This window comes from Micromonospora sp. WMMB235, assembly GCF_001855515.1.
In the GTDB taxonomy this organism is placed as follows: domain Bacteria; phylum Actinomycetota; class Actinomycetes; order Mycobacteriales; family Micromonosporaceae; genus Micromonospora; species Micromonospora aurantiaca.
This window is the reverse complement of sequence record NZ_MDRX01000001.1, coordinates 3,749,768-3,775,878: the sequence shown is the minus strand read 5'-3', so window position 1 is coordinate 3,775,878 and position 26,111 is coordinate 3,749,768. Positions and strand designations below refer to the sequence as shown.

Sequence of the window (26,111 nt, the reverse complement as noted above, 5' to 3'; positions counted from 1 at the left end):
CGTCAGGCGCGCCAGGCCGCGGGACCGAGCCGCGGCACGCCGGCTACGAGACGAGGAAGCCGGTGGAGGAGCGGGTCAGGACGCCGGTCATCGGGAAGCGGGCGGAGCCGTTCCACCAGTGCCACGCCACGGCCCAGGCGCCCTGGCCGGACGGCAGCGCGTCGTGCGAGGCGCAGTCGGCCATGCCGACGCTGTTGCCGGAGCCGTGGACCAGGACCGGCACGTACAGCCTGCCGGTCGCGCCGCAGCGCGCGCCGGTCCCGGCGCCGACAGTTGAGGTGACGTAGGAGCCGTCCTTCGCCGGCAGGGTGTCCGGGTCGGCCGGCGGGAAGGTGGACGAACCCGCCGGCGTGGACATGTCGTCGGCGGGCGCGGCGGCGGCCGGCACTCCCCCATCGATGAAGGTAAGTATCAGCCGAACGCTGTCGACGGCCGACGATCCCGTCAACGGGGGAGCGCTGACGCCGGGAGCGGGAAGCGGGGCCGTCCCGGAGACCTGCCGGGTTACGCTCCGTCGAGGGGACGTGTCACCCGCCGGGCCCTCAGGCCGGTGCCAGGACCCGTCGGTACCCTGGCAGGTCCTGGCCTGTCCGCGACGACATGAGGTATTCGTGAACGATCTTCGAGTGGTGGCGTTCGATCTCGACGACACCCTGGCGATTTCCAAGTCCCAGATCGATCGTCGGATGGCGGAGTTGCTCGGCCACCTGCTCACCGAGGTGGACGTGCTGGTCATCTCCGGTGGCCGGTTCGAGCAGTTCCAGTCGCAGGTGCTCGCCCACCTCGACCTCACCGAGGAGCAGCGCGACCGGCTGCACCTGATGCCGACCTGCGGCACCCGCTACTACCGCTGGTCCGACGGGGACTGGCGGCAGGTCTACGCGGAGGATCTGACCGAGGCCGACAAGGCCCGTGTCGTCGCCGCGCTCACCGAGTCGGCGCAGGCGCTGGGCCTGTGGGAGGCGAAGACCTGGGGCGACATCATCGAGGACCGGGGCAGCCAGATCACGTTCTCCGCGCTGGGGCAGTCCGCCCCGCCGGCCGAGAAGTACGGCTGGGATCCGGACGGCGACAAGAAGCGCCGACTGCGGGACGCGGTCGCGGCGAAGCTGCCCGACCTGGAGGTGCGTGGCGGCGGCTCGACCTCGATCGACGTCACCCGCAAGGGCGTCGACAAGGCGTACGGCATGCGGAAGCTGCTGGAACACCTGGACCTGAAGATCGACAACGTGCTCTTCGTGGGTGACCGCCTGGACGTGGGTGGCAACGACTACCCGGTCAAGGCGATGGGCATCCGCTGCGTCGCGGTCACCCGCTGGGAGGAGACCGCCGACTACGTCGAGAAGCTCGTCGACGACCTGGTGAAGCAGCGCGCCGAGCGCGCCTGAGCGCAGCCCGCAGCAGAGCCCGCCGGTTCCGGAACCGGCGGGCTCTGGCGGTATCGACGGTGATGAGGTAGGAACAGCCGAGAGAGCGCTCTCCCGTCCCATCACCGAACAGGCAGGCAGATGCGATCACCCGACCCCTCCCGCCGCCGTTTCCTCACGCTCACCGCCTCCGCGGCCTCGCTCACCGCCCTCGGCCTCCCGGCCGGCGCCGCGGCTGCGTCCCCGGCCGCATCGCCGGCCGCGCGCCCCGGTCGCGAGCCCGACTTCGGCCCGAACGTCTTCGTGTACGACCCCAGCACGCCGGTCGAGGAGATCCAGTCCACGCTGGACCGGCTGTTCACTGCCCAGGAACGCAACGAGATGGGCTTCGACAGGTACGCCGTGCTGTTCAAGCCCGGCCGCTACGAGGTGGACGCCCGGCTCGGCTACTACACGACTGTGGCCGGTCTCGGCGCCCACCCGGACGACGTGGAGATCCACGGCGCGGTCCGGGTGGTCGGGCAGCCGGACCCGAACTCGCCCGCCGGCATCTCCGCGCTCACCAACTTCTGGCGCTCGGCGGAGAACCTCGCTGTCACCCCGACCGACTGGTCGAACCAATGGGCCGTCTCGCAGGCGTCACCGATGCGCCGGGTGCACGTCAAGGGCGTGCTGTGGCTGGAACCCGGCAACGGCGGTTACTCCAGCGGCGGCTACATCGCCGACTCCAAGGTGGACGGCATCACCATCAACGGTTCCCAGCAGCAGTGGCTCACCCGGGACAGCGAACTCGGCGGCGAGTGGACGAACGGCGTGTGGAACCAGGTCTTCTCCGGCGTCATCGGCGCGCCCGCGCAGGGCTTCCCCGACCCGCCGTACACCACGCTGCCGACCAGCCCGGTCACCCGGGAGAAGCCGTACCTGTTCGTCGACGCCCGCGGGGCCTGGCGGGTCGCCGTACCGCGCCTGCGCCGCGACACCGCCGGCACCACCTGGGCCGCCGGTGGCGCGCCGGTGCCGTCGCTGCCGCTGTCCGCGTTCTACCTGGCCCGGCCCACCGACTCGGCCAAGCGCATCAACGCCGAACTGGCCCGGGGCCGGCACCTGCTGCTCACCCCCGGCGTCTACCACCTGGACCGGGCCCTGCGGGTACGCCGCCCGGACACCGTCGTGCTCGGCCTCGGCATGCCCAGCCTGGTGCCGGACCGCGGGGACGCGGCGCTGCGGATCGAGGACGTGGACGGGGTCCGCATCGCCGGGGTGCTCGTGGACGCCGGGCCGGTCGAGTCGCCGGTGCTGGTCGAGGTCGGCACGCGGCACTGCCACCGGTCGCACGCCACGAACCCGATCTCGCTGCAGGACGTCTTCTTCCGCATCGGCGGCCCGTACGCCGGGCGGGCGGTGACGAGTCTGGTGGTGCACAGCCGGCACACGCTCATCGACAACATCTGGGCCTGGCGCGGCGACCACGGCCGGGCCGGCACGATCGGCTGGACCGTGAACACCGCTGCCACCGGCGTGATCGTCAACGGCGACGACGTGACCGCGTACGGGCTGTTCGTCGAGCACTACCAGCGCTGGCAGACGATCTGGAACGGCGAGCGCGGCCGGACCGTGTTCTACCAGAGCGAACTGCCCTACGACCCGCCGAGCCAGGCGGCCTGGCGCAGCCCGACCGGCAACGGCTGGGCGTCGTACAAGGTGGCCGACCACGTCCGCACGCACGAGGCGTGGGGACTGGGCGTGTACTCGTACTTCAACCAGGGCGTGGACATCCGCTGCGACCGGGGGATCGAGGCGCCGCGCCGGGCCGGGGTGCGGTTCCACGACGCGATCACCGTGTTCCTGGACGGCAGCGGCGGCATCGAGCGCACGATCAACGAGATCGGCACGCCGGTCGTCGGGTCGTACGGCACCAGCACGGTGGTCACCTACCCCTGACCGCGAGGGCGGCCCGGCCGGTGCGGGACCGGCCGGGCCGCGCCCGCTCACGCCGCGAGCTGGTCGACGCGGGTGAGCACCTGGTCGACGAGGCCGTACTCGCGGGCCTGCTCGGCGGTGAACCAGCGGTCGCGGTCCCAGTCGCGCTGGATCTCCTCCAGCGTCCGCCCGCTGTGCTGGGCGATCAGCTCCTGCATGGTGCGCTTCACGTGCAGCATGTTCTCGGCCTGGATGGTGATGTCCGCGGCGGTGCCGCCCATCCCGCCGGACGGCTGGTGCATCATGATCCGCGAGTGCGGCAGCGCGAACCGCTTGCCCGCCGCCCCGGCGCAGAGCAGGAACTGGCCCATCGAGCCGGCCATCCCGAGCGCCAGCGTCGCCACGTCGTTCTTGACGTACCGCATGGTGTCGTAGACGGCCATGCCGGCGCTGACCGAACCACCCGGCGAGTTGATGTAGAGGAAGATGTCGCGCTCCGCGTCCTCGGCCGCGAGGAGCAGGATCTGCGCGCAGATCTGGTTGGCCGACGCGTCGGTGACCTCGGTGCCGAGGAAGATGATCCGCTCCTTCAGCAGCCGCTCGAAGACCCGGTCGCCGAACGCCGGCTGCCCCTCGTCGAGCATCCAGATGCCACCCATCGCCGCCCACCTCCGTACGCCGGTGGGCGGGGGACCGCCCGGGAACCCGGCGGTCTCCAGCGTCCGCCGGGCGCACCCGTGCGGCCCAGGCTTTCTGCCGGCGGCAGATTCGCCCTGGGCAGAAGCTACGCGGCGACCGGCCGCCGCCGGCCCGCGCGGGCTCGCCGCCGGGCGACAGTGACGGAGGTACGCGGACGGGGGCGGACGGCCGGGGCGGAGGGAGCCGGCCAGATCCGGATGCCGCCGGCGAACCCGATCGGCGTGGCGGCGTCGAGGGGCGCACCGAGCGGCGCCGGCACCAGGCCGAAGGGCCGCAGCGCGCCGCCCAGCAGCGGCGTGGCGGTGACCGGGCGGCGGGCGACGTGCGGCCGGAGCGAGACGGCAGGTCGCCGGGTCACTGGTGGGCGGGGCGACACGGCCGGGCGGCGCGTGACGGACAGCCGCGGCGGGCCGACCCGCAGCTGTGGCCCGGTGCGGGCGGTCGGCACCCGGTCGAAGCGGGCCGCCGAGACCCCGGGGCCGACCGGGGCCGGACGCTCCCGGCGCAGCTCGTCGCGGGCCTCTTCGAGCAGGTCGGCGAGGTGGATGCCGAGCGCGCGGCAGATCGCGGCCAGCACCTCGGAGGAGGCCTCCTTGCGGCCGCGTTCGACCTCGGAGAGGTAGGGCAGGGAGACGCCGGCGGCCAGGGCCACCTCGCGCAGCGTGCGGCCCTGGCGCAGGCGGATGCGCCGGAGCACCCCGCCGATCACGCGTCGCAGCAACGACATGCCGGCCTCCTCGCGGTCGCCGTCCCGGACGTCCCCATCATGCCCCGTCCACGCCCCCGGAAGCGCCCCGGCCGTTCCGTTCGGCACCCGGCGGGCCGAATCCCCACGTACCCGTTATCTTGTGGGCGTGCAGGCGACGGTGGCGGAGCAGGGCCGACGGTGATCCATTTTCCCGCGCAACGGCGGGGGCCGCTGAGCGCGCTGAGTCTGCGCCTGCTCGCCGCCCTCGGCCTGGTCTTCGCCACGGTGGCGGTGGTCTGGCTCGACCGCGACGGCTACCGCGACGTGGACGAGAGCGGCCTGAGCCTGCTCGACTGCTTCTACTACGTGGTGGTCTCGCTCTCCACCACCGGGTACGGCGACATCACCCCGGTCAGTTCGTCGGCGCGGCTGGCGAACGTCCTGTTCATCACCCCCGCCCGGGTGCTGTTCCTGATCATCCTGGTCGGCACCACCCTGGAAGTCCTGACCGAGCAGTACCGCACCGGCCGTCGCCTGTCGCGGTGGAGGAGAACCGTGAAGGACCACGTCATCATCTGCGGCTACGGCACCAAGGGCCGCAGCGCGGTCTCCGCCCTGCTGGAGAACGGCACGGACAAGTCCAAGATCGTGGTGGTCGAGCGGAGCGGGCCGGCGCTGCGGCAGGCCACCTCCAACGGGCTGGTGACGATCGAGGGTTCGGCGACCCGCTCGTCGGTGCTGGAGCAGGCGCACGTGCGTACCGCGAAGTCGGTCATCATCGCGACGGACAGCGACGACGCGTCGGTGCTGGTGGCGCTCACGGTCCGGCAGCTCACCGCCGGTCAGGTACGCATCATCGCGGCGGTCCGGGAGGCGGAGAACGCGCCGCTGCTCAAGCAGAGCGGCGCGCACCACGTGATCGTCTCGTCGGCCACGGCCGGGCGGCTGCTCGGCCTGTCCACCTCGGCCCCGCCCCTGATCGACGTGGTGGAGGACCTGCTCACCCCGGGTCAGGGCATGGCGCTGGCCATGCGGTCGGCCGAGCGCGACGAGGTGGGGCGCTCCCCGCGTGAGCTGGAGTCGCTGGTCATCGCGCTGGTCCGCCGGGGCAAGGTGGTCACGCTCAACGACCGCGCGGGCGCGGTGATCGAGACCGGCGACATGCTCGTCCACGTCCGGGACGACCGGCCGCAGGCCACCACCGCGATCTGACCCGGCCCCGCTGAGCGCCAGCGGTCAGCAGGCGCCCGGGCCGCCCTCCGCGATCACTTCGCCGCAGGTCGACGACCGGCCCTGGGTGGCCCGTCGCAGCAGGTCGTAGAGCAGGTCCCGCTCGCCCGGAGCCAGCGCGCCGAGGACCTCCTCCTCCGCCCCGGCGAGCGCGCACTCCGCCTCGCGCAGTCGCTTCGTGCCCGCCTCGGTGAGGCGTACCTCGTGCCGGCGGCGATCCTCCGGGGAGCGGCGGCGCTCGGCCAGGCCGTCCGCCTCCAGGTCGTTGAGCAGGCCGACCACGTTCGTGCTGTCGATCTGGAGCGTGCCGGCGAGCGCCTGCTGGCTGATTCCGCCGGCGTCGCGCAGCACGGTGAGCGCCACCAGGTGGCGGGGGCGCAGGCCCAGCGGGGCGAGCACCGACTCCGAGCGCAGCCGCATCCGCCGGGCCAGGTGGTCGAGCAAAGGCCCGGAGCGGCGCTCGGACTCCTCGACCGGTGCGGCGGACATGTGACCCAGTTTACGCGGCCCGGGGAACATCGACCTGCTATAAATAGTTGGTCCTACACGAACGATCGATGGAGGAGGAAGAAATGGCTCACCTGTTGCACATCGACTCGAGCATCACCGGGGAGCGTTCGGTCAGCCGGCGGCTCACCGCCCGCGCCGCCGCCGCGTGGCGCGCCGCCCATCCGGACGGCACCGTCACCTACCGCGACCTGGGTCAGAACCCGCTTCCGCACCTCGACACGGCGAGCGGCCTCGCGCGCATGGTCCCGCCGGATCAGCACACGCCCGAGCAGCAGGCGTCCTGGCGGCTGACCGAGGAGGTCGTGGCCGAGGTGAAGCGGGCCGACACGGTCCTGCTCGGGCTCCCGCTCTACAACTACGGCCCGCCCAGCAGCGTGAAGTCCTGGGTCGACCACCTGATCGCCCCCGGCATCGCGTACGACCCGGTCACGAACGCCGGGCTGCTCGGCGACCGCCAGTTCGTCGTCCTGGTCAGCCGCGGCGGCGGGTACGGCGCGGGCACCCCGCGGGAGGGCTGGGACCACGCCGAGCCGTGGCTGCCGCACGGCCTGTCCCTGACCGGCCTGGAGCCGCGGTTCATCTGCGCCGAGCTGACCCTGGCCCCGGTCAACCCGGCGATGGCCGAGCTGATCCCGCTGTTCGAGCAGAGCCTCGCCGCGGCCGAGCGGGCCGTCAACGAGCTGTGGGTGCCCGCCTCGGCGGCCGCCTGACCGAGCCGGCACACACGCGAAGGGCGGGCCGTTCCGCGGGGGAACGGCCCGCCCTCTCGCATGACGGGTCAGCGGCGGATCAGAGGATCGTCCAGGTGTCGCCGCTGCCGAGCAGCGCGGAGAGCTGCTGCTCCGGGGTCTGGTCGACGGTGGCCTTGGCGGCCGCGACCTGCTCCTGCACCACGCTGTCGTAGGAGGGACGGTCCACCGACCGGAACACCCCGATCGGGGTGTTGCTCAGGTCCAGGCCGGGCAGGCGGGACAGCGCGAACGCGTACGCGGGGTCGGCCACGCCCGCGTCGTGCACGACGATCTCCTCGGCCGGCGTGTTCGCGGTCTCCCGGACCTCCAGCCCGAAGCCACCGGGCGGGTGGACGACGCAGAACTGCCCGTCCTTGCCGAACGTGATCGGCTGCCCGTGCTCCAGCCGGATCAGGAAGTCGTCCCGGGTGGCCGGCTCCTTCAGCGGGTCGAACGCGCCGTCGTTGAAGATGTTGCAGTTCTGGTAGATCTCCACGAACGCCGAACCCTCGTGCTGGGCGGCGGCCCGCAGCACCGACTGGAGGTGCTTGCGGTCCGAGTCGATCGTCCGGGCCACGAACGTCGCCTCGGCGCCGAGCGCCAGCGACAGCGGGTTGAACGGGGCGTCCGCCGAGCCGACCGGCGTCGACTTGGTGATCTTGCCGACCTCGGAGGTGGGCGAGTACTGGCCCTTGGTCAGCCCGTAGATCCGGTTGTTGAACAGCAGGATCTTGAGGTTCACGTTGCGGCGCAGCGCGTGGATCAGGTGGTTGCCGCCGATGGAGAGCGCGTCGCCGTCACCGGTGACCACCCAGACCGACAGGTCCGGCCGGGACACCGACAGGCCGGTGGCGATCGCCGGGGCGCGGCCGTGGATCGAGTGCATCCCGTACGTGTTCATGTAGTACGGGAAGCGCGACGAGCAGCCGATGCCCGAGACGAAGACGATGTTCTCCCGGGGGATGTTCAGCTCCGGCATGAAGCCCTGTACGGCCGCCAGGATGGCGTAGTCACCGCAACCGGGGCACCAGCGCACCTCCTGGTCGGACTTGAAGTCCTTGGCGGTGAGCTTGAGGGCGACGGGCTCAGGCATTCTTCAGGACCTCTTCCAGCATCGTCTCCAGCTCGGCGGCCGTGAACGGCAGGCCGCGGACCTGGTTGTAGCCGATCGCGTCGACCAGGTACTTCGCCCGGATCACGTGGGCGAGCTGGCCGAGGTTCATCTCCGGTACGACCACCTTGTCGTAGCGGCCCAGCACCTCGCCGAGGTTCGCCGGCATCGGGGCCAGGTGCCGCAGGTGGGCCTGGGCCACCGAGAGCCCGCGCTGGCGCAGGCCACGGCAGGCGGCGCCGATCGGCCCGTACGTCGAGCCCCAGCCCAGCACCAGCACCCGGGCGTCGCCGTCCGGGTCCTCCACCTCGACGTCCGGCACCGGGATGGTCTCGATGCGGGCCGCCCGGGTCCGCACCATGAAGTCGTGGTTCGCCGGGTCGTACGAGATGTCGCCGGTCTTGTCGGCCTTCTCCAGGCCGCCGATCCGGTGCTCCAGACCGGCTGTGCCGGGCACCGCCCACGGGCGGGCCAGCGTCTGCGGATCCCGCAGGTACGGCAGGAACGTGGTGCCGTCCTCGCCGTTGGGCTCGGTGGCGAACTCGACCCGCAGGTCGGGCAGCGACTCCACGTCGGGCAGCAGCCACGGCTCGGAGCCGTTGGCGACGTAGTTGTCCGACAGCAGGATCACCGGGGTGCGGTAGGTCAGCGCGATCCGGGCCGCCTCCAGCGCCGCGTGGAAGCAGTCCGACGGCGACTTCGGCGCGATCACCGCGACCGGCGCCTCGCCGTGCCGGCCGTACAGGGCCATGTTCAGGTCGGCCTGCTCGGTCTTGGTGGGCATGCCGGTGGACGGCCCGGCCCGCTGCACGTCGACGATGACCAGCGGCAGTTCCAGCGCCACCGCCAGGGAGATCGTCTCGCTCTTGAGCGCCACACCCGGACCGCTCGTGGTGGTCACGCCGAGTGAGCCGCCGTACGACGCGCCGAGCGCCGCACCGACCGCGGCGATCTCGTCCTCGGCCTGCATGGTGACCACGCCGAACTTCTTGTGCTTGCTCAGCTCGTGCAGGATGTCCGAGGCCGGCGTGATCGGGTACGCGCCGAGGAACACCGGCAGCCCGGAGCGCACCCCGGCGGCGACCAGGCCCAGCGACAGCGCCGCGTTGCCGGTGATGTTCCGGTAGGTGCCCGGCAGCATCTTGGCGGGCTTGACCTCGTACCGGACGGAGAAGTCCTCGGTGGTCTCGCCGAAGTTCCAGCCGGCCCGGAACGCGGCCACGTTCGCCGCCACCAGCTCGGGGCGGGCCGCGAACTTGCGCTCCAGGAAGCGCAGCGTGGACTCGTACGGACGGGAGTACATCCAGCTCAGCAGCCCGAGCGCGAACATGTTCTTGGCCCGCTCGGCGTCCTTCTTGGACACGTCGTGCTCGGCCAGCGCGCCGATCGTCATCGAGGTGAGCGCCACCGGGTGCACCGCGTACCCGGCGAGCGAGTCGTCGTCGAGCGGGCTGGCCGCGTAGCCGACCTTCGCCAGGTTGCGCCGGGTGAACTCGTCGGTGTTGACGATGATGTCGGCCCCGCGCGGCAGGTCGGCCAGGTTGGCCTTCAGCGCGGCCGGGTTCATCGCCACCAGCACGTTCGGCGCGTCACCCGGGGTCAGGATGTCGTAGTCGGCGAAGTGCACCTGGAAGCTCGACACGCCGGGCAGAGTCCCGGCGGGAGCGCGGATCTCGGCGGGGAAGTTGGGCAACGTGGAGATGTCGTTGCCCAGTTGCGCCGTCTCCGAGGTGAACCGGTCGCCGGTGAGCTGCATGCCGTCGCCGGAGTCACCGGCGAACCGGATGACCACCCGGTCCAGCTGACGGATCTGCTTGGTCACACCCGCACCTCGCTTAACTGAGCGCCGTCGCCCTCGCCGGCCCGGCCCGCTCCGATTCTCACGTCAGAGCCTACGTCGCCACGTTAGGGCCACCTTGGTCGAGGTCCGACGTATGGGACTGGATCGGGCCGCTGTATGCCCTGCTTTGCAGCGTTTAGTACCTGGGCCCGTAACCCAGATCACCACATATCCATGATCACCGGTCGGTGATCGGACGCTCCGGCACGGTGATGTCACTGCGGCGGCGCAGCGAACGGGTCGCCAGAGTCAGTGCGAGCACGACCAGGAGACCGGACACGGCGATCAACGCGACGGCGGTCCCCCGGACCGAGGTGTCGTCGCCGTCCCGTTCGCCGGCGGCGACGAGCACGCCCTGCGAGCCGGTCGGGGCCGGCGCCCCGCCGGGCGGGACGGCGTCCGCCGCCGCCGCCGCGCTGATCCGGAAGCTCATCTGCACCTGCCGGTCGCGCCCGCTACGCGGGTCGAGCCGGCCGATCACCGCGCCGGACAGGGGCGCCCGTCGCTGCGCCTCCGCCGAGGCCGCCAGCGTCAGCCGTACGGTCGCGGTCCGCCCGGCCGCCAGCGTGCCCAGTTCGCAGCGGGTCCGGTCGGCCGACACCGGGGCGCAGCCGCTCTCGGTGCCGGCCACCGTCACCCCTTCGGGCAGGAGCACCTCGATCCGGCCCGCCGCGTCGACCTTGCCGGTGTTGCCCAGCCGGACGGTGAGCGTGCTGGGGGCGCCGCTGATGTCGAACAGCACCTCGTCGGCGCGCAGCGAGATGCCGGGCACCGGCGGCCCGGGCGGGAACAGCACCGCGAAGCCCTCGTCGTCGTACGCCGCGCCGGTCACACCGGGCGCGACGGCGGTGACCTGGACCGATCCGGCCAGCGGCATGGTCCGCCAGGCGTCGCCGTCGACCCGGACCCGGATGGTCGCGCTGAACCGGGCGCCCGGCTCCGCGTCCCACCCGATGCAGCTGTGGTTGCCGCCGCCGGAGGGTTCGCAGCCCGGGGTGCCCGCGTCGGTCAGGCCGGGCGGCAGCGTGTAGCCCAGGCTGATCCGCTCCGCCCGCCCGCCGGTGTTGGTCACCGTCACCCGCAGCGTGGCCACCGTGGCGTCGGCGTTCCAGTAGGCCGGCGGGAGGACCACGTCGTCGGTGTTCACGCGTACCCCCAGGGGCCCGCCGGCCGGCTGCGCCGGCGGTGGCGGCGGGGTCTTGACCGGCGGCACGACCGGCGGGGGTGCCGGTGCCGTGGTGGCCGGCGCGGCGGTGGTCGGCGCCGGTTCGGCGGGCGCGCTCGTCGGCGGGGCCGGCGAGGTGGTGACCGGCGCCGGGGGCGTGGTGGCCGGCGGCGGTGGCTCGGTGGGCGGTGGGGCCGTCGCGGTGGTCGTGGGCTCGCCGGTGGGCGCGGGCTCGGTCGGCTCGCCGCCGGGCTCACCGCCGGGCTCGCCGCCCGGCTCCACCGGCTCGATCAGCCGGAGCGCGGCGGTCGGCCCCGGGTGAGCGTCGGCCCCGGCCGGCGCCACCGCCACCAGCGCCGCGACGAGCGCGGGCGCCAGCAGCGCGAGGGTACGGCGGAGCGCGACCCGCCGAACGGGCGCAACGCGGGGGCGGGCCATCTGTCCTCCGGGACGATCAATGAGATCCCATTATTCGGTGATACTTGCCATCAAGCACTAGTCCTGCGAGGAAACGAATTCGTAACGTGTCCGGGACATCTGGACGGGACCGGTACGCTCCGGTCGTGACCGGATATCTCGGCTCGTACGCCACGCTCGGTCTGCTGCTGCTCGCCGCCGTGCTCTTCTTCGTGACGGCGTTCTCGGCGAACCGGGTGTTACGTCCGAGCCGTCCGGCCGAGCCGTGGGGCAAGCGGGCCTCGTACGAGTGCGGTCTCGACCCGGTCGGCGGCGACTGGGCCCAGATGCAGATCCGGTACTACGTCTACGCGTATCTCTACGTGCTCTTCGCGGTCGAGGCGGTGTTCCTGTTCCCGTGGGCGCTGGTCTTCGACCGGCCCGGCTTCGGCGCCACCACAGTCGTGGAGATGGGCGTCTTCGTGGCGATCGTCGCGCTCGGCATCCTCTACGCGTGGCGGCGCGGCGTCCTGCGCTGGACCTGACGCGCCCGGACCGGCCCGTCAGGCCAGCCCGCGGCGGGTCACCGCCGGCGGCCGGTCGCCCCGGATCGACGCCACCATGTCCAGCACCCGGCGGGTCTCGCGGACCTGGTGGGCGCGGAACACCCGGGCGCCGAGCCAGGCCGAGACCGCCGTGGCGGCGAGCGTCCCCTCCAGCCGCTCGGGCACCGGCAGGTCGAGCGTCTCGCCGATGAAGTCCTTGTTCGACAGGGCCACCAGCAGCGGCCAGCCGGTGTCGGTCAGCTCCGCCAGCCGCCTGGTGATCTCCAGCGAGTGCCGGGTGTTCTTGCCGAAGTCGTGCGCCGGGTCGATCAGGATGCCGTCCCGGCGCACACCCAGCCCGACCGCGCGCTCGGCCAGCCCGGTCACGGTGCCGACCACGTCGGCCACCACGTCGTCGAAGGCGGCCCGGTGCGGCCGGGTACGCGGGGCGAGCCCTCCCGCGTGCGAGCAGACCAGCCCGGCGCCGGTCGCCGCGGCGACCCGGGCCAGCGCCGGGTCCGCCCCCGACCAGGTGTCGTTGAGCAGGTCCGCACCGGCCGCGACCGCCTCCACGGCCACCTCGGCACGCCAGGTGTCGATGGAGACGACCACGTCCGGGAAGGCGGACCGGACCGCCGCGATGGTGTCCACCGTCCGGCGGATCTCCTCGGCCACGTCCACCTCGTCGCCCGGCCCGGCCTTCACCCCGCCGATGTCGATGATCTCGGCGCCCTCGTCCACCGCGCGTTCCACCGCGCGAAGCGCGCTGTCCTGGGCGAAGGTGGCGCCGCGGTCGAAGAACGAGTCCGGGGTGCGGTTGACGATCGCCATCACCACCAGCTCACCGGGGCCGAACGCCCGTCCGCCCAGCCGCAACGCCCCGGTCATGCCCGCCTCCTCGCCGCCGGACCGCACCGGCCGGTCCGACGCTATCCGGTCCCGCCCGCGCCACCCGTGCCGGTCCCGTGCGCCGGACGCATTTACCGACCGGACGTCCCGGAGGGCTCGCCCGATCCCGGCCCGCATGCCACGATCTGTGCATGGGTGAGGTTCTGCTCCTCTTGGTCGTCGCGCTGACCGTCGCGGCTGTGGTGTTCGGGGTGACGGTGCTCGTCTCCGGCAAGGATCCGGGCCTCACGCCGGCCGAGCCGGACGGGCGGGCCGTGCCCCTGCCCGGCAGCCGTCCGCTCGACGAGTCGGACGTGTCCGACGTCCGGTTCGACACGGCGCTGCGCGGCTACCGGATGAGCCAGGTCGACGCGGCGCTGCGCCGGGCGGCGTACGACATCGGCTACAAGACCGAGCTGATCGGCGTCCTGGAGGCGGAGAACGCGGCCCTGCGGGACGGGCGTACCGAGGACGCCGACGCGCTGCGCCGGGCGCGCGAGGAGGCCGCCGCGACCCGTCCCGAGACCGAGCAGGCACCCGACCCGTCCACCCCGAGCCGGTGGTGATCGACCTGTCCGCGCCCGAGCCGCCGGCCCGGACCGACACCGACGGGCAGCCTGGCCGCACCGACGCCGACGGCCGGGCCGGACGCGCCCCGGCCGAGGCGGGCGTGGCGGAGGCCCCCGCCGCGGCGGCGACCGAGGACACCGTCTCCCCGGCGAACGGGATCGCGGCCGGTCCGGCCGACGACGACCGGGAGCGCGGTTCGGTGGTCCGCTCGGAGTCGGCGTGACCGGCGCCGGCCGGCCGGCCGACGACTTCACCGAGGCGTCCCGCCGAGGCGCCGCCGAGGTCACCGCCACGGTGATCGTCGAGGCCCCGGCCGACCGGGTGTTCGCCGCGCTCACCGCATGGGAGCGGCAGTCGGACTGGATCCCGCTGACCCGGGTGCGGGTGGTCGAGGGCGACGGCGGCGAGGGGAGCCTGGTCGAGGCGGTCACCGCGCTCGGCCCGGCCGTGCTCCGCGACGAGATGCGTGTGGTCCGGGTCGACGCGCCCTACGAGGTCGGCGTGGTGCACTGCGGCAAACTGCTGCGCGGCCCCGGCGTGCTGCGCTGCACCCCGATGGACCGCGACCGCACGCAGGTGGTCTGGCACGAGTGGTTCCACCTGCCGGGCGGGGCGGCCGGCCGGGTGGCGTGGCCGGTGCTCTGGCCCGGCTCGAAGTTCAGCCTCACCCAGGCGCTGAAGAAGTTCGCCCGGCTGGTCGAGCAGGGCCGCCTGCCCTGACGGGCGGTCGTTGGCGCGGCGGGGCTGTCGGTGGCCCGGCCTATCGTGGACGCCGTGACTGACCTGGTGACCGGCGCCGACGGGCTGCCGCGCTGCGCGTGGGGGGCGAGCACCCCCGACTACGCCGTCTACCACGACGAGGAGTGGGGCCGGCCGCTGCGCGGCGACGACGCGCTCTACGAGCGGCTGACGCTGGAGGCGTTCCAGTCCGGCCTGTCCTGGCTGACCATCCTGCGCAAACGGCAGGCGTTCCGGGACGCCTTCGCCGGCTTCCGGATCGAGTCGGTGGCCCGCTACGGCGAGGCCGACGTGACCCGGCTGATGGCCGATGCGGGGATCGTCCGCAACCGGGCCAAGATCGAGGCGGCGATCGCAAACGCCCGGGCCGCGTCGGAGCTGCCCGAGGGCCTCTCCGCGCTGCTCTGGTCCTTCGCGCCCCCGCCCCGGGCCGCGCGTCCCCGGTCCTTCGCCGAGGTGCCGGCCACCAGCCCGGAGTCCGTGGCGATGGCCAAGGCGCTCAAGAAGCGGGGCTTCCGGTTCGTCGGCCCCACGACCGCCTACGCGCTGATGCAGGCCACCGGCATGGTCGACGACCACCTGGCCGACTGCCACGTGAGCGGTGACCGGGCCGGGGTGTGACGGAGCGCGCCACCTCCGGCGTGATGGGATTGGGGCATGACCGACACCGAGCCGCGTACGAGCGGGACGACAGACGGTGCGACCACGACCGGAGCCTGGGCGGTGCTGCTGCCCGCCGAGCGCTTCGAGGCCGAGCGGCTGGTGCACCACGACGCGCTGGAGCTGACCGGGCTGTCCGAGGCGGCCCGCCCCCGGCCCGGTGACCGGGTGGCAGTGCTCGTCGACGAGCCGCTGCGCCTGGTCGCGCTCGGCCGGGTCGCGCTCGCATCGTCCGAGACCCGGGAGGACCCGGACGATCCGCAGTCCGACGCGGTGGCCGGGTCGCTCGTGGTCACGTACACCCGGCGGGTGCTCGACGAGCCGGTGCCGGTCGACGGCCCGGCGCCGGACGGACCGGTCGTGGCGCTCGACCCGGCCCGCTGGCGGTCGTTGGCCGACCGGCTCGGCCCGCCGCCCGCCCGCAGCACCTGGCTGGTCAGCCTGGACCTGCCGATCGAGGCCGCGTCGCGCGCCGAGGCGGTGCGGATCTTCTGGTCCTACGTGCAGGAGCTGGGCCCGCGGGAGCTGCCGGCGTTCGTCTCGCCGTACGGCGACGAGCTGGCCATGCAGGCGTTCGTGCTCGGCGTCGAGGCCAACCAGGATCCGGAAGAGGACGACTGACCTCCGGGGCCGACCGGGGCGGTCAGCGTCCCTCGAAGACCGGCTTCTGCTTGGCGACGAACGCCGTCGTGGCGGCCCGGTGGTCGGCGGTGGCGCCGCAGATCGCCTGGGCCTGCGCCTCGGCGGCCAGCGCGTCGGCGAGCGTGCCCGCGTCGGCGATGGAGAGCTGACGCTTGATCGCCCCGTACGCGACGGTCGGGCCGGCGGCGAGCCGGGCGGCCAGTTCCTGCGCGGTCGGGAGCACCTGCTCGTCGTCGTCCACCAGCTTGGTCAGCAGGCCCAGCCGGCAGGCCTCCTCGGCGCCGACCGGCTCGGCGAGCATCAGCAGCTCGACGGCCTTGGCGTGACCGACCAGGCGGGGCAGCGTCCAGGAGGCGCCGGTGTCGGCGGCGAGGCCCACCCCGGCGAACGCCATCAGGAACCGGGTCTTCGGGCCGCCGATGCGGAAGTCGGCCAGGAACGCCAGCGAGGCGCCGGCCCCGGCGGCCATCCCGCGCACCGCGGCGACCACCGGCTTGGGCAGGTTGGCCAGCCGGGCGGCGATCGGGTTGTAGTGCGCCCGGACCGTGGCCAGCGGGTCGGCGTCCGAGGTCTCCAGCGTCCGCACGTGCTCGCGCAGGTCCTGCCCGGCGCTGAACGAGCCGCCCGCGCCGGCGAGCACGACCGCCCGGCAGGACCGGTCGGTCTCCAGCTCGGCCAGCGTGTCCCGGAGCGCCTCCTTGAGCGCCACGTCGAGCGAGTTCATCGCCGTCGGGCGGTTCAGCGTCAGGGTGACGACGGCGTCGGTGCGGTCGACGAGCAGCGGCTCGGTCACGTTCTAACGACCCTTCTGTCGGGCGAGGCGGTTGCCGGTGTCGAGGCACTGCTCGACGTACCGGTCGGCGGCCGGCCGGAGCCGGGCCGCGTGCCGGTCGAAGAAGCTGGCCGCGCTGGTGCCCGGCCAGCGCTCGGGCAGCAGTGCCGGGGGCAGTTGCGGATCCCGGAACAGGAACGTACGCCATGCGTGCACGAGCCGGAATCGGGCCGCGTACGCGTCCTCGTCGCTGCTGCGCACAGTGACGCCGGAGAGCAGCGGCTTCTGCTCGGCGACGAACCGCTCGTACGCCCGCCCGATCTCGGCCAGGTCCCAGGCGCGGCGGACCACGCCCATCGCGCCGGGGGTGCCGGCCGCGTGCGCTGCGGTGAACCGCTCGTAGCGCACGCCCGCCTCGTCGAGCAGCAGGTCGACGTCCTCACCCGGGCGGGTGGCCACCCAGGTGCAGTCGTCGAGCGTGCCGTAGCCGAGGAAGGCGAGGTTCGCGGCGAGCCGCTGCCGGTCCCGGCGGGACGAGGGCGCGGTGAGCACCAGGAGATCGAACCGTCCGTCCCAGCTGTGCCGTCCGGTCCGGTAGATCCGGGACGCCGCCTCGTCGAGTCGACGTGCCGCCTTCGGGGTGATCGAATATCCCGGTCCGGACGCGAGCCGGAGCGGTTCCAGCCAGCCCTGACGGACCATCCGGGAGACCGCGGTGCGTACCGCCGGTGGGGCGATCCCGAGCGGGGCGAGCAGCTTGACCAGGGCGGCAACCGGTGCGCGGCCACCCCGGGCCCGGAGGTGGTCGCCGTACAGGTCGAAGAGTGCCGACCGTGCCTGCATGACCGCACATTGTGACAGGCCTATCCAAGATAAGCTAGATGCTGTTACATCAATGCTGCTTCGGTTTGGGTCCGGCGGTGTTCATCAGGGAAAATCGTTGGTCGAGCCTTCCGCGATGGTTGCGGATGGCGATGGCGAAGTGGCTGTGGGGCAACTCACCGACCCTGGTGTAGGTCTGAGGGGAGACAACATGGCGGCGATGAAGCCGCGGACGGGCGACGGTCCGCTGGAAGTCACCAAGGAGGGCCGGGGCATCGTCATGCGAGTCCCGCTGGAGGGTGGTGGCCGGCTCGTCGTCGAGATGACTCCCGACGAGGCCACCGCGCTCGGTGACGCGCTGAAGGCGGCCGCGGGCTGATTCGAGGAGTGTCCCGCACGGCGTCCGCCGTGCGGGCGGTTCGTCCTACCCTGAGCCACCGGCATGCCCGGTGGCTCAGGGTCTTTCCTCGACGGCTGCGTGGGGGAATGTGCCCGTTCAACCCATTTCGGAGGTACGGTCCAGCGTGCTGGTCATTCGTCTGGTGAGTGGGCCCGCAGGGCCCGACGCTCTCGTCCTGCCCGTCCGTCCCGGAGGGCCGGACTCCCCGGACTCCCTGGCCTCGCCGGACCCCACGGTCTCGCCGGCCTCCACGGCCCGCCTGGTCCCGACCGCCGTGCCGCTCGGCGACGACGTCCCTGCCGAGGCCGCAGCCGTCCTGCCCGCCACCCGGCTCACCGGCGCGGCCGGCGAGGTACGCGAGCACCTGCGTCCCGGTGGCTCCCCGGCGCGGCTGTGGCTTCTGGGCGTCGGCGAGGGCGACGAGCGCGACTGGCGCACCGCCGGAGCGGCGCTGGCCCGCGCGGCGAAGGATGAGACGCAGATCACCATCGCACTTCCCGGCGAGGCGACGGCGGCGCTGCGTGGCCTCGCCGAAGGGCTGCTGCTCGGCTCGTACCGATTCCGTCTCACCGAGGCCGGCAAGCGTCCGGTCCTGGCCGAGGTGTCGGTGCTCGTCGACGACCCGGACGCTCTTGCCGGCACGCTCGACGCCGCCCGGGCCACCGCCGAGACGACCCGGCTCGCCCGGGACCTGACCAACATGCCCTCGTCCACCAAGAACCCGGAGTGGTTCGCCGCGCAGGTGGCCGAGGCCGCGTCCGGGCGCCCCGGCCTGCACCTGCGGGTACGCGGCCCGGAGGAACTGGCGGCCGAGGGCTTCGGCGGTCTCCTCGCCGTCGGCGGCGGCTCCGCGAGCGGCCCGCGCCTGGTGGAGCTGGACTGGCGGCCCGACGGCGCGCGTACCCACGTGGTGCTCGTCGGCAAGGGCATCACGTTCGACACCGGCGGCATCTCGATCAAGCCGGTGCCGGCCATGAAGCTCATGCGCAAGGACATGGCCGGTGCCGCCGCCGTGATCGCCGCGACGCTCGGCGCCGCCGAACTGCGCCTGCCGGTCCGGGTCACCACGCTCGCCCCGCTCGCCGAGAACATGGTCAGCGGCTCGGCGTTCCGCCCCGGCGACGTGATCCGGCACTACGGCGGGCTGACGAGCGAGAGCACCAACTCCGACGCCGAGGGCCGGCTGGTGCTCGCCGACGCGCTGGCGTACGCGGTCCGCGAGCTGAAGCCCGACCTGCTGATCGACCTGGCGACGCTGACCGGCGCGAACGCCGTCGCCCTGGGCAAGCGGCACGCCGCGCTCTACAGCGAGAACGACGCGCTCGCGGCCGGCCTGCTCGACGCGATCACCGCGGCCGGCGAGCGGGCCTGGCGGATGCCGCTGGCCGACGACTACGTGGAGTATCTGGCCAGCGAGATCGCCGACCTGCACAGCTCCCCGGCGCAGGGCGCCGGTTCGGTGGTCGCCGCGCTGTTCCTGCGGGAGTTCACCGGCGACCTGCGGGACCGGTGGGCGCACCTGGACATGTCCGCGCCGTCGTGGTCCGACGACACGCACGGCGAACTGGTCAAGGGCGCCACCGGCTGGGGTGTGCGCGGGCTGCTGCGCTGGCTGGCGACGCTGGGCTGATCAGGCGTGCAGGGCACGCCTGATCAGCCTGGTCAGGCCTTGACGGCGGCGAGCAGACCGTGGCCGACCGGCAGCAGCGCGGGCACCCAGTTCTCCGACTCGCGGATCGCCTTGATCGTCTCCCGTACGGTGACCGTCTCGACGTCCCGCGCGGCCGGGTCGCCGATCCGGCCGGCCGCCAGCGCGCCGTTGAGCGCGAGCACGCCGCCGGGGCGCAGCAGCCGCAGCGCCGCGTCCACGTACGCGGCGAAGCCGGTCGCCACCGCGTCCACGAAGACCAGGTCGTAGGCACCGTCCGCGAGCCGCGGCAGCACGTCGAGCGCCCGGCCGGTGATGATCCGGGTACGCCCCGACGGGAAGCCCGCCTCCTGGAACAGCCGCCGGGCGATGCGCTGGTATTCGACCTCGACGTCGATCGTGGTGAGCACGCCGTCGGGGCGCATGCCGCGCAGCAGCCACACGCCGCTCACCCCGGTGCCGGTGCCGATCTCCACCACGGCCCGGGCGTTGCCGGCGGCGGCGAGCAGCCGCAGGGCGGCACCCGACCCGGGCGTGACCGCCTCCACCCCCACCTCGTGGGCGAGGGCGCGGGCCGTGCGCAGCACGAGATCCTCGGTGACGAAAGACTCGGCGAAGTGGAGCGCCTGGGCCGTCGAACTGCCGTGACCGGCGACCGTGGCGATGGGACACCTCCGAGGGGCGGACTGGTGCGAGGGGCGGTATGCACTGTGAGCGTAGAGGCGGGCCGGTACCGGCGCAGCCGCGAGTCCGCCGCGGAGTGCTGACGGACGGCAACCCCTGACTCCGTTCGCGTCATCCGTGTAATCCTGGATGCGTCCCGCGCGTCACTGTCGTCCGGCTCCGCCGGCCGTCGGCGCGGGGCCAGCGGGACGGAGTGGGAGGCACCGACGTGACCGACGGCTGGGACTGGCGGCGGCCCGGCGGATCGCCGGCACCGGGTGGGCCGGCGTCCGGACGACCGCCGCAGGACGCCCCGGGTCAGGCGACGTCGCCGTGGTGGTCCGACGCGCTGGCCGACCCGTGGCGGGATCCGTACGCGCCCGCCGCCGTGGTGATCCCGGCGGCCCCGGCGTCCGGTGCGGGGGAGCCGGAACCGGTCACCGACCCGGACCTGCCGACCCGGCCGGGGCTGCGCCAGGTGGTGCTGATCTCCCTGGTCACGGCGCTGCTGGCCGGTTCTCTCGGCAGCGCCCTGACGTACGCCTTCCTGCGCGGCGGTGACGTGCCGACGATCGGTGCGCAGACCGGGCAGGCCCCGGCGCTGGCCCAGCGCAAGCCCGAGTCGCTGGCCGGGGTGGCCGAGCGGGTCCTGCCCAGCGTGGTCACCATCCGGGTGGTCAGCCTCGGCGGCACCAGCGAGGGCTCCGGCTTCGTGGTGACCAGCGAGGGTCACATCGTCACCAACGACCACGTGGTCGCCGACGGCCCCGGCAAGGCCACTGTCGTGTTCAACGACGGCAGCACCGCCGCAGGCACCGTGGTCGGGCAGGATCCGGAGTCGGACCTCGCCGTGATCAAGGTCTCGCGCAGCGGGCTGACCCCGGTGCAGTTCGGCGACTCCGACGCGCTCGCCGTCGGTGACCCGGTGCTCGCCATCGGGTCGCCGTTGTCGCTCGCCAACACCGTCACCGCCGGCATCGTGAGCGCGCTGGACCGGACGATGCAGGCCGGCGAGCCGGGCGGGCCGACCCGCTACTACGCGGCGATCCAGACCGACGCCGCCGTCAACCACGGCAACTCCGGCGGTCCGCTGGTGGACGGCGCCGGGCGGGTGGTCGGGGTGAACTCGACGATCAAGTCGCTGGTGGCCGACGGGCAGGAGGCCGGCAACATCGGCCTCGCCTTCGCCATCCCGATCAACCAGGCGAAGCGGATCACCGAGGACATCATCGGCACCGGCAAGGCCCGGCGTACGGTGATCGGCGCCCAGGTCGGCGGCACCGGCGCCACCGGCGGCGGCGTACGCCTCAACGCGGTCGAGCCGGCCGGCCCGGCGGCGGCGGCCGGACTGCGTACCGGGGACGTGGTGCTCCGGCTGGACGGCCATCCGATGACCGATCCGACCGACCTGGTGGCCCTCGTGCGCAAGTACGCGCCCGGTTCCGTGGTGACAGTCGAGTACCGGCGCGGGTCGTCGCGGCAGAACGCGTCGGTGACGCTCGCCGCGGATGCGAAGTGAGGACCCGTCACCCCCTCCCCGATGGTCACCTGACGTGCGTAGTCTTGCCCTCACACGGACGAGGAGGCCGCGGTGTTCGAGAACCTGAACTGGTGGGAGATCGGCGTCCTGCTGCTCCTGGCGCTGTTGATCTTCGGCGATCGGCTGCCCAACGTGATCAACGACGGCCTCCGGATGGTCCGCAACCTGCGCAACATGGCGCGCAACGCGACCGGTGACCTGAGCCGCGAGCTGGGTACGGACATCCAGCTGGAGGATCTGCACCCCAAGGCGTTCATCCGCAAGCACCTGCTCAGCGAGGACGACGAGCAGGCGATCCGCAAGCCGCTCCAGAGCATGTACGACAACCTGCGCTCGGACGTCACAGGCGTGCACGACGAGCTGAAGGACGTGGCAAAGGCCGCCGATCTGCGTACCCCGAGGGTCGCGACCAGCACCCCCACCCCCGCGCCCCCGGCCCCCCGCCCGTCCTACGACGACGCCACCTGACCGCGCCCCCTCCCGCGTGCGGCGGGAAGGGGCGGTGGGAAGGGAGCGGTGGGTGAGGGTCAGCGGCCGGCCGGCTTGAGGCCCAGGGGCTTGCCGAGCAGGGACTCGCGGCGGACGGCCAGGCGGTCGGCGACCTGGAACAGCGCCTTCGCGGCAGGGGCGTCCGGCTGCGCCAGCACGATCGGCTGACCGGCGTCGCCGCCCTCGCGTACCCGCGTGTCCAGCGGGATCTGCCCCAGCACCGGCACCTGCGCGCCGATCGTGCGGGTCAGCGACTCGGCCACCGCCGCGCCACCACCGGACCCGAAGACCTCCATCCGGGAGCCGTCCGGCATCTCCAGCCAGGACATGTTCTCGATCACGCCGACCACCCGCTGGTGGGTCTGCAGCGAGATCGCACCGGCCCGCTCGGCCACCTCGGCGGCTGCCGCCTGCGGGGTGGTGACCACGAGGATCTCCGCGTTCGGCAGCAACTGGGCCACCGAGATCGCGATGTCGCCGGTGCCCGGCGGCAGGTCGAGCAGGAGGACGTCCAGGTCACCCCAGTAGACGTCGGCGAGGAACTGCTGAAGCGCCCGGTGCAGCATCGGCCCGCGCCAGACCACAGCGGCGTTGCCGGGGGTGAACATGCCGATCGAGATGACCTTCACGCCGTGCGACTGCGGCGGCATGATCATGTCCTCGACGCGGGTCGGCGCGCCGTCGGCGCCGAGCATCCGGGGCACCGAGTGGCCGTAGATGTCCGCGTCCACCACGCCCACCGACAGGCCCCGCGAGGCCAGCGCGGCGGCCAGGTTGACTGTGACGCTGGACTTGCCGACACCGCCCTTGCCGCTGGCGACCGCGTAGACGCGGGTCCGCGAGCCCGGCTGGGCGAACGGGATCACCGGCTCGGCGGTGGCACCGCCACCGCGCAGCTTCGACTGGAGCTCCTGACGCTGCTCCGGGCTCATCACACCGAAGATGATCTCGACACCGCTCACGCCCGGTACCGCGCCGACGGCGGCGGTGATGTCACTGCGCAGCTTGTCCTTCAGCGGGCAGCCGGCCACGGTGAGCAGCAGCTCCACCCGGACCACGCCGTCCTCACCACGCTCGGCGGACTGGACCATGCCGAGTTCGGTGATCGGCCGGCGGATCTCCGGGTCGTTGACGGTGGCCAGGGCGGCCTGGATCGCGTCGGAGACGGTGCTGACGGGTGCTGACATGCCCGCAATGCTACGTCGCGGGTCATCGGCCCCCGCCGCTGGCGGGGGCGGTGTGAGCGATTCGATGACCGCTCAGCCGTCGCGCCGGCCGTCCCGCGCGTAGTCGCTGTCCAGCTCGTCCCGGGGCTCGTCCAGCGGCTCGCCGCCGCCCGTCCGCCGGCCCTCCCGCTCCTGCTGCCGCCGCTCCCGCCTGCGCCGCCGCTCGGCCGCCTCGTCCAGCTCCTCACCCAGCCGGGTCAGCTCCGAGCGCAGGAAGTCCCGGGTCGCCACGTCACCCATCGCGATTCGCAGCGCGGCGATCTCCCGGGCCAGGTACTCCGTGTCGGCCTTCTGGAGCGTGGCCCGCCGCCGGTCCTCGTCCATCGCGATCCGGTCCCGGTCCGCCTGCCGGTTCTGCGCGAGCAGGATCAACGGCGCCGCGTACGACGCCTGCAGGGAGAGGATCAAGGTCAAGAACGTGAAGGTGTACGGGTCGAAGCGCAGACTCGCCGGCGCCAGCGTGTTCCACAGGAACCAGGCCACCAGGATCAGCGTCATGTAGACGAGGAAGTTCGCCGTACCCATGCCCCGGGCGATGCCCTCGGCCCAGCGGCCGAACGTCTCCGCGTCGATCCGCGGCAGGTGCAGGCTCCGCGGGGCGCGCGGCTGGTCGAGCCGGTCGCCGCGTCGCTGGTCACTCATCGTCGCCGTCCAGGGTGCCGTCGTCGGTGGCGGACGAGGTGGGGGCCGCGTCCCGGTCCCGCCAGTCCCGCGGCAGGGAGTGGTCCAGCACGTCGTCCACTGTCACCGCGCCGACCAGCCGGTTGTTCCGGTCCACCACCGGCATCCCGACCATGTCGTACGTGGCCATCCGCCGGGTGATCTCGGGCAGCGGGGTCGACGTGCGCAGCGGGTCGATGTCGTTCACCACGATGCCGCCGAGCAGGTCGGCCGGCGGTTCGCGGAGCAACCGCTGGAAGTGCACCATACCCAGGTAGCGGCCGGTCGGCGTGGTCAGCGGGGCACGGGCCACGAAGACCTGGGCCGCCACCGCGGGGGACAGCTGCGCCTCCCGGATCCGGGCCAGCGCCTCGGCCACCGTGGCGTCCGGCGGCAGGATCACCGGCTCCGAGGTCATCACGCTGCCGGCGGTGCCGGAGGCGTAGCGCAGCAGCTGGCGTACCGGGTCGGCCTCGTCCGGCTCCATGAGGTCCAGCAGCACGTCCTGCTCCGGCGGAGGCAGCTCGTTGAGCAGGTCGGCCGCGTCGTCCGGCTCCATCTCCTCCAGCACGTCGGCGGCGCGCTGGCGGTCGAGCGCGGCCAGGATCTCCACCTGGTCGCGCTCGGGCAGCTCGCTCAGCACGTCGGCCAGGCGTTCGTCGTCGAGCGCGGCGGCCACCTCGTTGCGCCGGGCGTCGGGCAGATCCTGGAGGGCGTTCGCCAGGTCGGCCGGGCGCATGTCCTCCAGGACGGCGAGCAGGTTCGCCGTACCCCGGTTGTCGCCGACCGCGCCCAGCCCGCGGACCCGGTCCCAGTCGACCTGGTGGAGGTGGCCGCGGCGGGTGAGCCGGCCGGTGTGCTCGCGCACGGCGACGCGGCTCAGCGCCCACTCGCCGCCGCGGCTGGACTCCATCGCCACGTCCACCACCGAGCCGGCCTGCCCGCTGTCGAGCTGGACCCGGCGGTCCAGCAGCTCCTGGAGCACCAGCAGTTCGTTCGGGCGCTTCTCGAACCGGCGCAGGTTGAGCGTGCCGCTGCCGAGCACCACCGCGTCCGTGTCGATGGAGGTGATCCGGTTGATGGACAGGAAGATGCGCCGCCGCATCGGCATCTCGGCGACCAGACCGACCACCTCCGGCGGTCGCTGGGTCGCCCGCATCCGGGCCACCGCGTCGCGGACGCGGCCGACCTGGTCGCCGTTCGGGTCGAAAACGGCGACTCCGGCGAGTCGAGCGAGGTAGACCCGGTTCGGCGTGCTCACGGGCACCAGCCTAAGGGCCTACTCTCTAACAACATGTCGACCTTGGGCTACGAGATCGTGGACGTCTTCACCGACCGCCCGTTCGCCGGCAACCCGCTGGCCGTGGTGTTCGGCGCGGAAGGGCTGGCCACCGAGCAGATGCAGGCGCTCGCGCTGGAGTTCAACCTGTCCGAGACGGTCTTCGTGCTGCCGCCGACGCAGGTGGGCGCCACCTACCGGGCCCGGATCTTCACCCCGGCCGACGAGCTGCCCTTCGCCGGGCACCCGAGCGTCGGCGCCGCGGTGACCGCGAGCCGGCGTGGCGTCATCGGCGCGGGCCGGGTCACCCAGGAGTGCGGCGCCGGCGTCCTGCCGATCGAGGTGACAGCCACCGGCGCGACGCTCACCGGCGGCACGCCCACGCTCGGCCCGGAACTCGACCCGGAGCCGCTGCTGGAGATGGTCGGCCTCACCGGCCCCGACCATGTCGGCCCGCCACCGCGGGTCGCCGGGTGCGGCCTCGAATTCCCCTATCTTCCGGTACGCCCGGACGCGGTGGCCCGGGCACGGTTGAACACGACGGCGGCGCAGCGGTACGGAGTGGAGCACGTCAGCCTCTTCTCCTGGGAGCCCGGTTCGCAAACCGCACACGCCCGGGTCTTCGTGCCGGGGCTCGGCGTACCGGAGGACCCGGCGACCGGCTCGGCCGCCCTGGGACTGGGCGTGTGGCTGGTCGCCAGCGGCCTGCTGCCCGGCGAGGGCCGCGCGGAGTACACCGTCCGGCAGGGCATCGAGATCAACCGTCCGTCGACGCTCGCCTGCACGGTGACCGCGTCCGGCGGGCTGGCGGTGGGCGCCACCGTCTCCGGCCAGGTGATGCCGGTGGCCCGAGGCGAGATCACCGTCCCCCCGTTCATCGGCTGACCGCCCCGCCCGTGGCCCTCTCCGGGG

At 73.2% G+C, this 26,111-nt stretch carries 28 protein-coding genes and 1 pseudogene; 15 read left to right on the top strand and 14 right to left on the bottom strand.

All coding sequences use genetic code 11. The features are described 5' to 3' along the window. Nucleotides 1–43: 43 nt before the first annotated feature. On the bottom strand, nucleotides 44–448 hold the full coding sequence (locus BFV98_RS16135; RefSeq protein ID WP_218128564.1) for a hypothetical protein: 405 nt from the start codon (nucleotides 446–448) through the stop codon (nucleotides 44–46). Nucleotides 449–611: 163 nt separating this feature from the next. Here BFV98_RS16135 and BFV98_RS16130 point away from each other — a divergent pair, with 163 nt between their 5' ends. Both BFV98_RS16130 and BFV98_RS16125 read left to right on the top strand, forming a co-directional pair. Then, nucleotides 612–1,388, top strand: coding sequence for an HAD-IIB family hydrolase (locus BFV98_RS16130; protein ID WP_013283848.1), 777 nt, complete (start codon nucleotides 612–614; stop codon nucleotides 1,386–1,388). Nucleotides 1,389–1,508: 120 nt separating this feature from the next. Further along, nucleotides 1,509–3,308, top strand: a complete 1,800-nt coding sequence (locus BFV98_RS16125) for an adenylyl cyclase (RefSeq protein ID WP_071096923.1) — start codon at nucleotides 1,509–1,511, stop codon at nucleotides 3,306–3,308. Between the two features lie 47 nt (nucleotides 3,309–3,355). On the opposite strand, the gene BFV98_RS16120 is transcribed toward BFV98_RS16125, so the two are convergent. Further along, nucleotides 3,356–3,946 carry an ATP-dependent Clp protease proteolytic subunit gene (locus BFV98_RS16120; protein WP_013283850.1) on the bottom strand — a complete coding sequence of 197 codons (591 nt, stop codon included), beginning with the start codon at nucleotides 3,944–3,946 and terminating at the stop codon, nucleotides 3,356–3,358. A 125-nt stretch (nucleotides 3,947–4,071) separates the two neighbouring features. Next, nucleotides 4,072–4,713 (bottom strand): helix-turn-helix domain-containing protein, encoded by a 642-nt coding sequence (locus BFV98_RS16115; protein ID WP_030273673.1) that lies wholly within the window; start codon nucleotides 4,711–4,713, stop codon nucleotides 4,072–4,074. A gap of 159 nt (nucleotides 4,714–4,872) precedes the next feature. Between BFV98_RS16115 and BFV98_RS16110 the strand changes: the two genes are divergently transcribed. Next, nucleotides 4,873–5,886 (top strand): TrkA family potassium uptake protein, encoded by a 1,014-nt coding sequence (locus BFV98_RS16110; RefSeq protein ID WP_013473883.1) that lies wholly within the window; start codon nucleotides 4,873–4,875, stop codon nucleotides 5,884–5,886. Between the two features lie 24 nt (nucleotides 5,887–5,910). Here BFV98_RS16110 and BFV98_RS16105 read toward each other — a convergent pair whose 3' ends face one another. Beyond that, nucleotides 5,911–6,393 carry a MarR family winged helix-turn-helix transcriptional regulator gene (locus BFV98_RS16105; protein ID WP_174361689.1) on the bottom strand — a complete coding sequence of 161 codons (483 nt, stop codon included), beginning with the start codon at nucleotides 6,391–6,393 and terminating at the stop codon, nucleotides 5,911–5,913. 83 nt (nucleotides 6,394–6,476) lie between these two features. On the opposite strand from BFV98_RS16105, the gene BFV98_RS16100 reads away from it, so the two are divergent. Beyond that, complete coding sequence (locus BFV98_RS16100; protein ID WP_071096921.1) at nucleotides 6,477–7,124, top strand: FMN-dependent NADH-azoreductase; 648 nt, start codon at nucleotides 6,477–6,479, stop codon at nucleotides 7,122–7,124. 79 nt (nucleotides 7,125–7,203) lie between these two features. On the opposite strand, the gene BFV98_RS16095 is transcribed toward BFV98_RS16100, so the two are convergent. The 3 genes from BFV98_RS16095 to BFV98_RS16085 all read right to left on the bottom strand — a co-directional run bounded on the left by BFV98_RS16095 (nucleotide 7,204) and on the right by BFV98_RS16085 (nucleotide 11,699). Further along, nucleotides 7,204–8,238: a 2-oxoacid:ferredoxin oxidoreductase subunit beta gene (locus BFV98_RS16095; RefSeq protein WP_013473885.1), complete on the bottom strand. Its 1,035-nt coding sequence runs from the start codon at nucleotides 8,236–8,238 to the stop codon at nucleotides 7,204–7,206. Continuing rightward, nucleotides 8,231–10,078: a 2-oxoacid:acceptor oxidoreductase subunit alpha gene (locus BFV98_RS16090; protein WP_013283856.1), complete on the bottom strand. Its 1,848-nt coding sequence runs from the start codon at nucleotides 10,076–10,078 to the stop codon at nucleotides 8,231–8,233. The genes BFV98_RS16095 and BFV98_RS16090 overlap by 8 nt, the downstream gene beginning before the upstream one ends. 196 nt (nucleotides 10,079–10,274) lie before the next feature. After that, nucleotides 10,275–11,699: a hypothetical protein gene (locus BFV98_RS16085; protein WP_071096919.1), complete on the bottom strand. Its 1,425-nt coding sequence runs from the start codon at nucleotides 11,697–11,699 to the stop codon at nucleotides 10,275–10,277. A 125-nt stretch (nucleotides 11,700–11,824) separates the two neighbouring features. On the opposite strand from BFV98_RS16085, the gene BFV98_RS16080 reads away from it, so the two are divergent. Next, complete coding sequence (locus BFV98_RS16080) at nucleotides 11,825–12,202, top strand: NADH-quinone oxidoreductase subunit A (protein WP_030273665.1); 378 nt, start codon at nucleotides 11,825–11,827, stop codon at nucleotides 12,200–12,202. Between the two features lie 18 nt (nucleotides 12,203–12,220). Here the strand turns inward: BFV98_RS16080 and folP are convergent, their stop codons facing one another. Continuing rightward, a complete protein-coding gene (folP, locus tag BFV98_RS16075) occupies nucleotides 12,221–13,090 on the bottom strand; it encodes a dihydropteroate synthase (RefSeq protein WP_013283859.1) in 870 nt (289 codons plus the stop codon). Between the two features lie 152 nt (nucleotides 13,091–13,242). On the opposite strand from folP, the pseudogene BFV98_RS32715 reads away from it, so the two are divergent. From BFV98_RS32715 to BFV98_RS16055, 5 genes and pseudogenes are all read left to right on the top strand, one after another. Continuing rightward, nucleotides 13,243–13,611: pseudogene (locus BFV98_RS32715) on the top strand (DivIVA domain-containing protein); the annotation flags it as partial. Between the two features lie 38 nt (nucleotides 13,612–13,649). Next, a complete protein-coding gene (locus tag BFV98_RS32710) occupies nucleotides 13,650–13,883 on the top strand; it encodes a hypothetical protein (RefSeq protein ID WP_255368133.1) in 234 nt (77 codons plus the stop codon). After that, the gene (locus BFV98_RS16065; RefSeq protein WP_030273661.1) at nucleotides 13,880–14,380 is read left to right on the top strand and encodes an SRPBCC family protein; all 501 of its coding nucleotides are present in this window, start codon (nucleotides 13,880–13,882) and stop codon (nucleotides 14,378–14,380) included. Before BFV98_RS32710 ends, BFV98_RS16065 begins: the two co-directional genes overlap by 4 nt. A gap of 54 nt (nucleotides 14,381–14,434) precedes the next feature. Continuing rightward, on the top strand, nucleotides 14,435–15,019 hold the full coding sequence (locus BFV98_RS16060; RefSeq protein WP_041784439.1) for a DNA-3-methyladenine glycosylase I: 585 nt from the start codon (nucleotides 14,435–14,437) through the stop codon (nucleotides 15,017–15,019). 36 nt (nucleotides 15,020–15,055) lie between these two features. Next, complete coding sequence (locus BFV98_RS16055) at nucleotides 15,056–15,679, top strand: hypothetical protein (RefSeq protein ID WP_013283863.1); 624 nt, start codon at nucleotides 15,056–15,058, stop codon at nucleotides 15,677–15,679. Between the two features lie 22 nt (nucleotides 15,680–15,701). On the opposite strand, the gene BFV98_RS16050 is transcribed toward BFV98_RS16055, so the two are convergent. Then, entirely contained in the window at nucleotides 15,702–16,493 is a 792-nt protein-coding gene (locus tag BFV98_RS16050; protein ID WP_013283864.1) for an enoyl-CoA hydratase/isomerase family protein, read from the bottom strand. A 3-nt stretch (nucleotides 16,494–16,496) separates the two neighbouring features. Continuing rightward, complete coding sequence (locus tag BFV98_RS16045) at nucleotides 16,497–17,315, bottom strand: PaaX family transcriptional regulator C-terminal domain-containing protein (protein WP_013283865.1); 819 nt, start codon at nucleotides 17,313–17,315, stop codon at nucleotides 16,497–16,499. Nucleotides 17,316–17,505: 190 nt separating this feature from the next. Between BFV98_RS16045 and BFV98_RS16040 the strand changes: the two genes are divergently transcribed. Further along, entirely contained in the window at nucleotides 17,506–17,673 is a 168-nt protein-coding gene (locus tag BFV98_RS16040; RefSeq protein WP_013283866.1) for a DUF3117 domain-containing protein, read from the top strand. A gap of 145 nt (nucleotides 17,674–17,818) precedes the next feature. Further along, nucleotides 17,819–19,324, top strand: a complete 1,506-nt coding sequence (locus BFV98_RS16035; RefSeq protein WP_013473891.1) for a M17 family metallopeptidase — start codon at nucleotides 17,819–17,821, stop codon at nucleotides 19,322–19,324. A gap of 32 nt (nucleotides 19,325–19,356) precedes the next feature. Here BFV98_RS16035 and BFV98_RS16030 read toward each other — a convergent pair whose 3' ends face one another. Further along, a complete protein-coding gene (locus BFV98_RS16030; RefSeq protein ID WP_083395284.1) occupies nucleotides 19,357–20,007 on the bottom strand; it encodes an O-methyltransferase in 651 nt (216 codons plus the stop codon). A gap of 212 nt (nucleotides 20,008–20,219) precedes the next feature. Between BFV98_RS16030 and BFV98_RS16025 the strand changes: the two genes are divergently transcribed. Further along, nucleotides 20,220–21,524, top strand: a complete 1,305-nt coding sequence (locus BFV98_RS16025; RefSeq protein ID WP_176739741.1) for a S1C family serine protease — start codon at nucleotides 20,220–20,222, stop codon at nucleotides 21,522–21,524. A 72-nt stretch (nucleotides 21,525–21,596) separates the two neighbouring features. Then, the gene (locus tag BFV98_RS16020; protein WP_013283870.1) at nucleotides 21,597–22,013 is read left to right on the top strand and encodes a Sec-independent protein translocase TatB; all 417 of its coding nucleotides are present in this window, start codon (nucleotides 21,597–21,599) and stop codon (nucleotides 22,011–22,013) included. 59 nt (nucleotides 22,014–22,072) lie between these two features. Here the strand turns inward: BFV98_RS16020 and BFV98_RS16015 are convergent, their stop codons facing one another. From BFV98_RS16015 to BFV98_RS16005, 3 genes are all read right to left on the bottom strand, one after another. Then, nucleotides 22,073–23,221: an Mrp/NBP35 family ATP-binding protein gene (locus BFV98_RS16015; protein WP_071096918.1), complete on the bottom strand. Its 1,149-nt coding sequence runs from the start codon at nucleotides 23,219–23,221 to the stop codon at nucleotides 22,073–22,075. Between the two features lie 72 nt (nucleotides 23,222–23,293). After that, the gene (locus tag BFV98_RS16010) at nucleotides 23,294–23,902 is read right to left on the bottom strand and encodes a DUF1003 domain-containing protein (protein WP_013283872.1); all 609 of its coding nucleotides are present in this window, start codon (nucleotides 23,900–23,902) and stop codon (nucleotides 23,294–23,296) included. Next, complete coding sequence (locus BFV98_RS16005) at nucleotides 23,895–25,181, bottom strand: magnesium transporter MgtE N-terminal domain-containing protein (protein ID WP_013283873.1); 1,287 nt, start codon at nucleotides 25,179–25,181, stop codon at nucleotides 23,895–23,897. The genes BFV98_RS16010 and BFV98_RS16005 overlap by 8 nt, the downstream gene beginning before the upstream one ends. A 33-nt stretch (nucleotides 25,182–25,214) precedes the next feature. On the opposite strand from BFV98_RS16005, the gene BFV98_RS16000 reads away from it, so the two are divergent. Beyond that, nucleotides 25,215–26,084 (top strand): PhzF family phenazine biosynthesis protein, encoded by an 870-nt coding sequence (locus BFV98_RS16000; protein ID WP_013283874.1) that lies wholly within the window; start codon nucleotides 25,215–25,217, stop codon nucleotides 26,082–26,084. Nucleotides 26,085–26,111 lie beyond the last annotated feature (27 nt).